Origin of the sequence: Mesorhizobium sp. ZC-5, assembly GCF_025753855.1 — a bacterium.
Classification (GTDB): domain Bacteria; phylum Pseudomonadota; class Alphaproteobacteria; order Rhizobiales; family Rhizobiaceae; genus Neomesorhizobium.
In genome coordinates, this window is the sequence record NZ_JAOWPT010000021.1 from 37576 (window position 1) to 48504 (window position 10929).

The 10929-nt window shown below is 58.8% G+C and carries 9 protein-coding genes and 2 pseudogenes; 7 read left to right on the forward strand and 4 right to left on the reverse strand.

Annotated features, from left to right (window positions below):
- Positions 1-49: 49 nt before the first annotated feature.
- The 3 genes from OHD58_RS29210 to OHD58_RS29220 form a co-directional block, all read right to left on the reverse strand.
- The gene (locus OHD58_RS29210) at positions 50-1021 is read right to left on the reverse strand and encodes an ABC transporter substrate-binding protein (protein WP_263807126.1); all 972 of its coding nucleotides are present in this window, start codon (positions 1019-1021) and stop codon (positions 50-52) included.
- Between the two features lie 159 nt (positions 1022-1180).
- Positions 1181-2266, reverse strand: a complete 1086-nt coding sequence (locus OHD58_RS29215; RefSeq protein ID WP_263807127.1) for a mandelate racemase/muconate lactonizing enzyme family protein — start codon at positions 2264-2266, stop codon at positions 1181-1183.
- Positions 2267-2291: 25 nt separating this feature from the next.
- A complete protein-coding gene (locus tag OHD58_RS29220) occupies positions 2292-3137 on the reverse strand; it encodes a LysR family transcriptional regulator (protein WP_263807128.1) in 846 nt (281 codons plus the stop codon).
- 186 nt (positions 3138-3323) lie between these two features.
- Here OHD58_RS29220 and OHD58_RS29225 point away from each other — a divergent pair, with 186 nt between their 5' ends.
- The 3 genes from OHD58_RS29225 to OHD58_RS29235 all read left to right on the forward strand — a co-directional run bounded on the left by OHD58_RS29225 (position 3324) and on the right by OHD58_RS29235 (position 6095).
- The gene (locus OHD58_RS29225; protein ID WP_263807129.1) at positions 3324-4232 is read left to right on the forward strand and encodes an NAD(P)-dependent oxidoreductase; all 909 of its coding nucleotides are present in this window, start codon (positions 3324-3326) and stop codon (positions 4230-4232) included.
- A gap of 25 nt (positions 4233-4257) precedes the next feature.
- A complete protein-coding gene (locus OHD58_RS29230) occupies positions 4258-5031 on the forward strand; it encodes a class II aldolase/adducin family protein (protein ID WP_263807130.1) in 774 nt (257 codons plus the stop codon).
- Positions 5032-5168: 137 nt separating this feature from the next.
- Entirely contained in the window at positions 5169-6095 is a 927-nt protein-coding gene (locus tag OHD58_RS29235; RefSeq protein ID WP_263807131.1) for a 2-hydroxyacid dehydrogenase, read from the forward strand.
- A gap of 16 nt (positions 6096-6111) precedes the next feature.
- Here OHD58_RS29235 and OHD58_RS29240 read toward each other — a convergent pair whose 3' ends face one another.
- The gene (locus OHD58_RS29240) at positions 6112-7209 is read right to left on the reverse strand and encodes a GlxA family transcriptional regulator (RefSeq protein ID WP_263807132.1); all 1098 of its coding nucleotides are present in this window, start codon (positions 7207-7209) and stop codon (positions 6112-6114) included.
- A 313-nt stretch (positions 7210-7522) separates the two neighbouring features.
- On the opposite strand from OHD58_RS29240, the gene OHD58_RS29245 reads away from it, so the two are divergent.
- The 4 genes and pseudogenes from OHD58_RS29245 to OHD58_RS29260 form a co-directional block, all read left to right on the forward strand.
- Complete coding sequence (locus tag OHD58_RS29245) at positions 7523-8404, forward strand: GlxA family transcriptional regulator (RefSeq protein WP_318528306.1); 882 nt, start codon at positions 7523-7525, stop codon at positions 8402-8404.
- A 560-nt stretch (positions 8405-8964) separates the two neighbouring features.
- A complete protein-coding gene (locus OHD58_RS29250; RefSeq protein ID WP_263807133.1) occupies positions 8965-9897 on the forward strand; it encodes a DMT family transporter in 933 nt (310 codons plus the stop codon).
- 86 nt (positions 9898-9983) lie between these two features.
- Positions 9984-10330 (forward strand): annotated as a pseudogene (locus OHD58_RS29255) (3-methyl-2-oxobutanoate hydroxymethyltransferase); the annotation flags it as partial.
- Positions 10331-10423: 93 nt separating this feature from the next.
- A pseudogene (locus tag OHD58_RS29260) lies at positions 10424-10929 on the forward strand (transposase); the annotation flags it as partial.

Here is a 10929-nt window from a genome sequence, read left to right on the forward strand (position 1 = left end):
TAGACCCACACACAGCGTGGGTGGTGCCCGGAGAGCGCGCTTGTTGATCTCACTTCAAGACGGCCGAAAGCTTTTCTTTCGCCTCAGGGCTGAGCCAGTCCGCCCACACCGTTTTATAAGTGGTCAGGAAGTGGACCGCTGACTCATCGGCCGAAGCCTTCTTGCCATCCTGCCACGCCAGTATTTCGTTCATCTGCTCGGTTGTGAACGTCACCTTGGACATTAGCGCTGCAATCTCGGGCTCGCGCTTCTCGAAATCCGTTGTCGCTGCTGTCACCACCTCTGCCGGCGGATAGGCCGACTTGCCGGGTGTCTTGCACGTTTCCACTGCATTGCAGGCATGGATTTCGGGGACATATGGACCAATGTCGACCTTGACCATCTTGTACTTGCCTAGAACGGATGTTGGACCCCAATAGTAACCGAACCAAGGCTGTTTGTTCTCGTTGGCAGCGGCGATCGCTGCGGCCAGCGTCTCTCCGGAGCCGTGATTGAAAACTTCGATGCCGTGGCCTTTCAGATCGAAAGCCTCAGCCAAATGGTCGTTCGTGATTTTACAACCCCAGCCTTCGGGGCAATTATGAAACTTGCCGCCGACCCAGTCGGGATGGGCCAGAATGCCATCAATCTTCGCAAGTTCCGGATGTTCGTCAACGAGGTATTGTGGGACCCACCATGCATCAATGCCGCCGGGGGTCAGGATATGGCCCAAGGTCTTAACTTTGCCGGCGGTCACCAATGCTGGGTATGCTGGCGCGCCGTTAAGCCAGAGTTCGGTGACGATGTCGGGACGGCCGGTCTCTGCAACCGATGTCACCGCAGTAGCAGTAGCCGAAGGAACAACCGTGACCTTACAGCCGTAGCCCTGTTCCATCAGGAACTTAGAGACAGCGGTGACGATCGATCCCGAGGCCCAGTTCATCTCCGTGATGGTGACGTCACCGCATTTGGCTTCGGCCGCAGTCGCGGCGATGGTAGCGATAAAGGCTGCGGCGGTGAGTTTAAGCGAGTGTGAGAGCATTGTTTTCTCCTGTTGGTATTCCAATTCCAGGCGATGTCCCCAGCAGCTATGAAGTCGCCGGAGCGGTTCCCCACATCAGGAATTATAGGAATGCCGAACATTTAACTAACGAATATAATTCGACCCTGACATCGACTTTTTCGATGTCCAAACGAGCCGTCAGTCGATCGCAAAGCGCTCCACAGCAGTTTCATCAAACGTGAAACCGGCTCCGGGACGGGTGGGTATGAGGATGTCGCCATCCACGATCTCCATCTGTTCGCGGAACAGCGGCGCATACCACGGCATGTGTTCCACGGAGATGCAATTGGCGGCAGATCCTGCGATGCACAGGCTGTGCTCGGTGAAAATATGGGTGGAAATGGGCAGGCAGTACGCTTCCGCCAAAGCCGCCACCCGGCGCATTTCGGTAAGTCCACCAATCCGCTGGAGGTCCGGCATCAACACATCGGCGGCGCGGGCCTCGATCGTGTTGCGGATGCCGAAGCGTGTCCACTCCGTCTCACCCGAAGCAATCGCCATGTCGAGCGCATTACGAACTTCGGCCTGGCCCACGAGGTCATGCACAGATACCGGCTCTTCCAGCCAGCCGATGTCGAGGTCCTCAAGCATCCTGCCAAGACGGATCGCCTGCTTTGGAGTGAGCGCCTGGTTGGCGTCCGTGAGGATTTCGATGGAGGGTCCGACTGCCTCTCGGACTGCCTTGACGCGCTCGAGATCCTTTCTAGGGTCTTTGTTGCCGACACGCACCTTCATCGCCCGGAACCCCTGGTTAAGAAAGATCGCCGCCTCATCAACCAGTTCGTCGATGCTCTGGGAAAGCCAGAGTCCGCCGCTGGCGTATGTGCGGATGCGATCTCGGCACGCTCCGAAAAGGTGATGCAGTGGCCGATCCGCGCTTTTGCCGACCAGATCCCAACAGGCCGTGTCGAGCGCGGAAAGCGCCGAGATCGTGACGCCAGCATAGCCAGTTGGATTGATTTCGGACCAGATGGCTGAATTGATCGCCGTCACATAGTGAGGGTCCTGGCCCACGATGCGATGCGAAAAGCCACGGACCATCTCGTCGAAGGCTTTGAGCCGGACGGCATTCAACGTGAAGATATAACTCTGGCCCACGAGCCCGACATCGGTCTCCAGATAGACAAGCAGGCATCCGACCGAACGCATATTGTGAATGGCAGTTGTGATCGGCTTAGCAAAAGGAACGTCTGTCGGTCGAGTCTTCAACGCGGTGATTTTCATGAGATTCCTTTGTGCAGGTTGAGGTTCAGGCGATCGCCTCACGCAATGCCTTCACAGCGGTTTCCATAAATTCAGGTGCAATGACGTCAATACGAACGGCTACGAAGACTGTTCGTTGAAAGCGCGGCGCACCCTTGACCACATGCAGGTGGCCGGACTTGACGTGCGGTGCCACGGATTCGGCCAGGAAATAGCCCGAACCACCGCTAGCGAGGATGTGATCCATGGCCACCGCGGCGCTGCGGATCGTGAGTTTATGGCTGAAGACGCCCGGAAAATGCATGCTATGCTGCGCCCGGAACGTTTCCCCCCAATCCACGAAAACGTAGCCAGGAACGACCCCGCTCTCCACCGCGCGCGGTGTTGTCGAAACCATCACGAGTTCTTCGCTGATGAGCGGTTCGATGCGCGCCTCCGCGCAATGGCGCGGATCATAAAGCACGGCAATGTCGAGCAGTCCCGCTCGGAGTTTCTCCATAAGCGTATCCGAGCGCTCGGCGATGGCGCTCGCGACTCCATCCGGCAGGGCCTTGGCCATACGTTCCAGCCAGCCGGGCACCACGCGGGGCCAATGATTGTCTTCGACGCCGAGCGTGACGAAGGCATTCAGGCCCTCCGGCAGGGTTGCGACTTGCTGGCCGCGCTCCCAGGCCCGGACGATATTGATGGCGCTGGAGTGGAACTGATGCCCGCCGGTCGTCAAAGCCACTCCGTTACGCTTACGGTGAAACAGTTGGCGGTTTAGCCGGCGCTCGAGGGACTTGATTCGAGCGCTGATGGTCGACTGCGTGACGTTCAACTGATCGGCGGCGTGTTGGAAGCTGCCGGTGCTGCCAACCTCCAAGAATGCCCGAATGTGCTCAATATTCAACGCAAAGCCGTCCTCAAATCGAATTCTTCGATATGACTCGATAATTATATTCGTTTGCCACGTCAATGCGGGTGAGAAAGAGTGGATTGCGGGATCCAGTGATGACAGCGCCAACTGGAGACATGCCAAATTTGGGCGGGCTCCCCCGGAGGTCGAAGCGCCGGCTGCCCCTGAACGGAGACATCTATGCGGATTGCATTTATCGGGTTGGGCAATATGGGCGGGCCTATGGCCAGCAACTTGGCGCGCGGCGGCTACGAACTCGCGCTTTTCGACCTCGATTCAAATAAGGTCGATGCCGTCCGATCAACCGGAGCGGCAGCCGGCAACCAGGCGATCTCAGCGGCCACGACTGCAGCCGAGGCCGCCTCTGGCGCCGACATCGCGTTCACCTCCCTACCTAACCCAAAAATCATCGAGTCTGCGGCGCTCGGAGAGAAGGGCATTGTTGCCGCGTTGCCGAAAGGTGCGGTATGGATCGATCTCTCAACGAACAACCTCGAATGCGAGCGTCGCATCCGCGCGGCCGCCGATGCTTGCGGGATCGATTTCCTTGATGCTCCGGTCTCCGGCGGCATTGAAGGCGCCGCAGCCGGGACGCTGATGATCATGGTCGGTGGAGACGCCCAAGTCTTTGCCCGCTGCAAGCCAGTCCTCGACAAGATCGGCAACCGGGTCATGCACCTAGGGCCTCATGGAGCCGGCTACGTCGCCAAGATTGCACAGGTCGTGCTATGCTACCTCAACTCCGTGGCCCTCAGCGAGGCCCTCATGCTCGGGGTCAAAGGCGGGGTTCCCGCAGATACCATGCTGGGGATCATCCAGGGCAGTACCGGGGCGAGCTACGTCGCCAATCGATACGGCCCGGCGATTCTGGACGGCAGCTATGACCCGGGATTTGCACTCGGGCTTGCACACAAAGATATGGCCCTGACCCTGGAGCTCGCAGGATCTGTCGGCGCCACGCTGCCGATGTGCGAGCAGGTCGAGGCGGTCTACAAAAAAGCTGTCGACAAATACGGTTTCGATCAAAACCACCTCATGGCTGTGAAGCTCCTGGAAGAGCAGAACGGCACATTCCTTCGTTCCACCTGACACGATATAAGCGAAAGGATTACCAATGGCATACGAGATGAAAGCCGAGGACTTCAGCGTCCAGGGCGGCCACGCCAACATCTCCAAGGAAGAATGGGAAGCGCGAGTGGACCTTGCGGCCCTCTATCGCCTCGCCAACATGTACGGCTACGACGATCTGATCTGGAACCACATCACGATGCGGGTTCCAGGTACCGATCACCAGTTCCTCCTGAACCGCTTCGGCCTACTCTATAACGAGGTCACAGCGTCGAACCTGATCAAGGTCGACGAACAGGGCAAGGTTCTGTACGGCCCGCCGGACGTCAATACTGCGGGTTTCGTCATCCATTCAGCGATCCACAACACCCATCACGACATGAAAGTGGTCTTCCACAGCCACGCGCCCGCAGGCCTGGCCATCACAGCACTACAGGATGGCCTGGAATTCCTGACACAGGACGGCTCGATGCTTTGGGGCGACATCGGCTACCACGACTGGGAAGGCCTGTCGCTGACCCTTGAGGAGCGGGATCGTCTCGCCAAGAACATCGAAGGCAAGAAATGCCTGATCATGAAGAACCACGGGTTTCTCGCGGTTGGTGCCAACGCCGGCGAAGCCTTCATGAACCTATATTATACGGTCCGAGCGTGCCGAGTTCTGATCGATGCCTATTCTACCGGCCTCAAGCTCGACAAGAGCCGCGAAGACATCTGGCGGCTAGCACATCGGCAGTATGACGATTTCCCGCTCGGTAAATATGAATGGCCTGCGCTGTTGCGCCAATGCGACCGGGTCGATCCTTCTTACCGCTATTAAACTGACAGCTTGATCCTCGGCAGACACTGGCCGGGGTTCCTGTGGCAACATTTTTTCAACGCCCCGCACGGAGGTCGAACGACCCGCCGTCCCTTCCGTGCGGGCCGAATTCCTTCCAGCCGGGGGCACCCGAACCGATGACCATCCTGTTGAATAATCATGGCTACGACAATGAAAGCTGGCGGAGGGAACTCTGCCGCCAGCTTCCTGAATTGCCTGTCAAAGTGTTCGGTGAACCGATTGATCCCGATGAAGTCGTCTATGCGATGGTCTGGAACCACCCCGCAGGTGATCTTAACCGCTATCCGAATCTCAAGGCAATTTTCTCCCTCGGCGCCGGGGCCGAACATTTCGTGGCAGATACAAGCCTGCCTGACGTCCCGGTGATTCTCCTCGCCGACCCGGCCGTGGCCCGAGACATGGCGGCCCATGCCCTTTACTGGGTGCTGACGTTCCACCGGCGCTACGCGGACTACCGTTCCCAGCAGAAAGACCGGATCTGGCATCGTAAGCAGATCGTCCCTACGAAAGAGTTTCGCGCGGGGGTGTTCGGTTTGGGTCGCATCGGCACAGAAGTCGCCAGCCGCATCCGCGATTTTGGTTACGCCGTCAGCGGGTGGGACCGCAGCGCGCGACAGATCGAGGGGGTCGACTGCTTTTCCGGAACGGATACCCTGCGAGACTTCCTGAGTCGCATCGACGTCGTCATCAACGCCCTTCCGCTATCCCCGAAGACGCGGCACTTTCTCGATGAGAAGATATTCGCGGTCATGCCCCCGGGCAGCTTTTTTGTCAACATCAGCCGCGGCGCAGTCGTCCACGACGAGTCCCTGCTTGACGCGCTCGACCGCGGCCATCTCGCCGGCGCCGCGTTAGATGCATTTGCCCAGGAACCGCTCCCTCCCGAGCATCGCTATTGGACTCACCCCCAGGTGTACATCACGCCGCATATGTCGGGGGCCACATTTGCATCGAGCGCCGTAGCCGTGATCGCCACCAACGTGCGCCGTCTTGAGCGCGGACTTGAGGTCTTTCCGTTGTTCAACCGGGAAGCCGGCTATTGAACTTATCGGCATAATATCACGCCCTATTTTGGTGCAGATCCAAATCAGGGTGCGTATGGACGGTGCCAGGTTGTGCTGCCGTTGGCACGCCGAGAAATCTTCCGGCCGGAAGATTTCTGGCTTTGTGAGGCGCTATCTGATGTGCCTGGCGGAAACACCTCGAAAAGTGGGAGGCGGACACGAAGCCACAGGATACCGCGATTTCCAGAACGGGCATCGCCGACTGGGCAAGCAGGAGCTTCGCGTGTTCCAATCGCAATTCCCGGAAGTAGCGGCAGGGAGAGCGACCGATATCATTGCGGAAGAGGCGTTCCACCTGCCGCCGCGACAGCCCTGCAGCCGCCGCAAGGTCCGCCATGGTCAGCGGGGCTGCCAAATTCCTCTGCATCAATTCGATGAGTTTCACGACCGTGGGGTTGAGCCTGCCATGCTGACGCAGAAGCGGCAGCCGCTGGCGCTCCTCGCCTGTGCGCACACGGCCCGCAACGGCCAACTCCGCAACACTCACCGCGACAGGTTCGCCGCAATGATATTTCACAAGCTCGACCATCATATCGAAGGCTGCCGTGCCGCCGGCGCAACTCCAGATGTTGTTGTCGACCTCGTAGATGGTCGCCGCAGCCTCGACGCGCATGAACCGCTCGTTGAAGGCCGGCAATGCTTCCCAATGGACGGCGCACTTGCGGTCATTCAGCAGACCCGCTTTCGCCAAAGCAGCGACACCACTCCCGAATGCGCCCGTGTCAATGCGGCGCTGCCGGCATTCGCGCAACCATGCGCTCAGCACCTTGGTTTCAGGTCCTCCATCAGGCTCATCACCGAAGACCAGAGCCAGTACCGGGCGTTCAGGCTGCATCAAATACCTGCGCTCCTGTGCCAAGTCGGCGTCCGCCGTGAAAACGATGCCGCAGTTGGCCCTCACGGTTCCACCCAGGTGGGAAACAATACGCCAGCGAAAGGCTTCACGCCCGGCGACTTTATTGGTGAGGCGGAAGACGTCCAAGACGGACGACACGGCGAGAAGTTCGAATCCAGGTGCCAAGTAGAGGGCGACAGTAATCGGTTCAATGGCAGAAGCCGACGCCCAGGCGCCGTGGGACCAGTGATGGACCATGATCAGACTCTCCGCCTTGTTCTTCGAGCGACAGGCGAGAACCCGCCCGCGCCATAATCTGATCGAAGGGGCAAATCCACGAAAGGATAGTTGCGTCAACATGGCGGTATATTTGCGACACGGTGATTTCTTCACCAAAAATCAGGCTCAAAGGCCAGGGCGCGAGCCTGCCCCGTTATCCGTCGGGTTTCTCCTCCTCCACCGCTTTACACTTGGGGCGTTCGCAAATTTCGTAGACGTGCTGCGACTTGCTGCCGACGATGGGGACCGAAGCCGCCCAATCCACTGCCAATGGCGTGTCATATCGCCCGATATGTCGCCGATCCTGTCCAGCTGCGGCGTTGCGATTTCTCCCCATGAACGGATCGGAGATCTTCGCCGCTTTGACTACCTGGTGGTCGTTGGCGGGGTTCTCGAAGAGGAAAGCCTCCTTGTCGACACCCGGTTTGACAACCATTTGCGGGTCGCTGCCGAGGCTGGCGTGCCTCTCGTGGGGTTGTGTACCGGTTCGTTCATCTTGCACCGTGCCGGTCTGATGCACGGTTATAGGTGTTGCGTCAGCTGGTTCCACAATTCGGATTTCCTGCGACTTTTCGAGGGCCTTCAGGCCATTTCCGACCAGATTTTCGTTGTCGATCGAGACCGGCTGACCTGTTCGGGCGGCGCGAGCGCCGCGCATCTTGCAGCCTTCCTCGTCGACAGGCACCTCGGCAAAGCCCTGGCCTCCAAGAGTTTGCGGATTATGATGTTCAACGAGGCGGCAAAGGGTGAGACGGCGCAGCCGACCGGGCGCCTTGAGGTTGTCGTCCGGGACGAAATCCTGAAACGCGCAGTGCTGCTGATGCAGCACCACCTTGAGGTTCCGCTGACTATCGGCCGGATAGCCGACAAGCTCAACATAAGCAAACGACTGGTCGAGCGCCGCTTTCGATCGGAACTCCATACCTCGCCTCAGACGGTCTACACCCAGATACGGCTCGATCACGCTCGCCATCTTCTGCTGAGAACCGACAGGTCGATTTCAAGCATCGCCCTGGAATGCGGCTTCTGCGACGGTTCGCACCTGAGCCGCGTCTTTCGCCCTCGTTACTTGCGGACGCCTCAAGAGTTCAGGTCGCAGCAAGGAGAATCGCTGTCCCTGCATCGCGGCCAACGGCACGGCAATAAGGAACCGGCGTCGGGTAACGGGACCTAGTTTGGATTAAAATAACCTTTCAAACAGGATCGCTATTCCACGAATAATCGCAGTATAGCGCTAGATGCGCCATGATACGCGGCGGCGGTAGCATAGCACAAAATGCCGATGATCGATCTCACACGGGAAAAAATCGTTGTGGTGGTGCAATCAGCTTTTCCGGGGTCCAAAAAGCCCTGCCGGTAGGAGGTTCACCGGTAGGCCACCCCGCTTGGAACTGCGGCCCGCGTAGCTACCCGAAGTCGACAACCGAAGTTGCGAGCTCAAACTGCGGTGTCCACCCACTACATCTTTGGCAAGGTCAGCCGAAGGTCGAAATAATGTCATGCGGCAGATGAGTTTTTTGCGCAACTGTCGGGCCCGGCGCAAATGATAGCGTCTACACACTGAACCGCCCGAATGAAGACGCGTAGAAATGAAATCCTTGAGGCGTACCGGTCCGCCGAAGAATATACCCGGCCGGGGAGTGGCGCAAACTGGTGGATTACATGTGCAGTTGTACAAGCCCAATCGAGACCACCGAATCGGCGCTGGCTGCGTCGTCTCACGCGGAGCACCCCATGCACAAGAATTCCCTGGCAGCTACAGGCTTTCTGTGCCTGGGCGTTTTCATCTTCTCGCTGCAGGACGCGATTATGAAAGGGCTCTCGGACACGTATTCGGTCACCCAAGCGATAACGGTTCGATCAATTGTCGCATTGCCCATACTGGTGGTGTTGGTGCGCGCGACCGGGAGTATTCGGTTCCTTCTTTCAAAGCGTGCCGGGCTGCTGACCATTCGTGCAGTGATCCTCCTAGGCGCATACCTTTGCTACTATCTTTCAATCGCAGCGCTGCCTTTGGCCGATGCTATCGCGCTCTATGTTGTCGCTCCACTTATCATTGCAGGGCTCGGAATTCTTTTCCTCGGCGAGCGACCTCACCAGACCACCTTTATGGCTCTGGTGGTGGGTTTGATCGGCGTGATCATCACGTTGGAACCGGGTCTTGCGGCCTTCGAATGGGCATCTGCGTTAACCCTCTTGGCTGCAGCCCTCTACTCGTCGGCACAGATCCTGGCGAGGAAACTTGGCGACAGCGAGAGCGCCGCAGTTATCACATTCTATCAGAATTTGGCCTTCCTCATTGGCGCGCCCGTGTTGGCCGCGCTCGTGAGTTCGAGCGCCCTCAAAGATGCTGGTCACCCGAGTCTTGCCTTCCTTATGCGCCCATGGGTCTGGCCAACGCTCAACGATACGTTGCTGATGGCCGGCTGTGGCGTAATCGCATCTGCCGGAATGACATTGCTTGCGCAGGCTTACCGGCTTGCGCCAGCGGGGAACGTCGCCGTCTTCGAGTACAGCGCCATCCTATGGGTGCCATTGTGGGGGTTTCTGTTCTTCGACGAAGTGCCGAGATTCACCACCGTCGTGGGGGCAGCCCTGATCTGTGGAGCCGGATTGTTTGCACTGATTGGGCAGAGCTCCGCTAAGAACGCAGCTCAACCGACTTGATCTGGTTCTCCACGGATAATCGTCGGCTCCAGAAGTGTGCCAAACGCGGCACCCCATGGTTGGTAACGTTGGGGGAGAAGCCCTTGTTGAATGCGGTTGCTAATACGAGGGCGATCACACCGCCGGATATTCGTTCCCGGAAGGGTGGCACTCGTCTGCCTGACGGCCTATACTACGCCGATCGCAAAGCTCGTTGATCGGCAGTGACATTGTTCTCGTTGGCGACAGCGTCGGCATGGTACTCCACGGCTTGCCGTCGACGCTGGGCACGCTTGAGATGATGATCATGCACGGCTAGGCCGTGCGCCGTGGCCTCGAACAGGCGCTGTTGATCGTCGACATCCCATTCGGCTCCTACGAGGAAAGCCCCGAGCTGGCCTTCCGCAATGCTGCACGCGTCATGGCGGGAACCGGCTGCGCGGCGATCAAGCTCTAAGGCGCATTGCATCGCCTGAACTGCTCCCGGATGTTGGGCCGTTGCCTCATCTGATTTGCTCCCCGCAGTTTGGTGGCGGGAGCAAATCAGATGAGGCGGATAAGCATGGCGACGCGGGATGAGCTGGTGAAGGTGGTAGCAAAGCGCTACGCCCGAGGCGATCGGGCAGATAAGTCGCGCATTCTCGATGAATTTGCGGCGGTAAGCGGCTTTCACCGCAAGCATGCCATGCGGTTGCTGCGGAATGGACCACCGGCGCAGCGTTCGGGCCCGCGACCGGAGCGCCGGCTTTATGACGACGCGGTGCGCGAAGCGCTGATCGTGCTCTGGGAAGCTTCAGATCGCATCTGCGGCAAGCGTCTGAAGATGCTGATTCCGATTTTGGTGGAGGCGATGGAGCGTCACGGGCATCTGCATCTAACCGCCGAGATCCGCACTCGGCTATTGGCGATGAGCGCGGCCACGATCGACCGCGCGCTTCGCGAGGTTCGAGACATCGCTGGTGGGCCGAGACGCCGTCGCAGTACAGCGTCCACCGCGCTGCGGCGCAGCATTCCGATCCGAACCTTCTCCGATTGGCAGGATCCTCCGCCTGG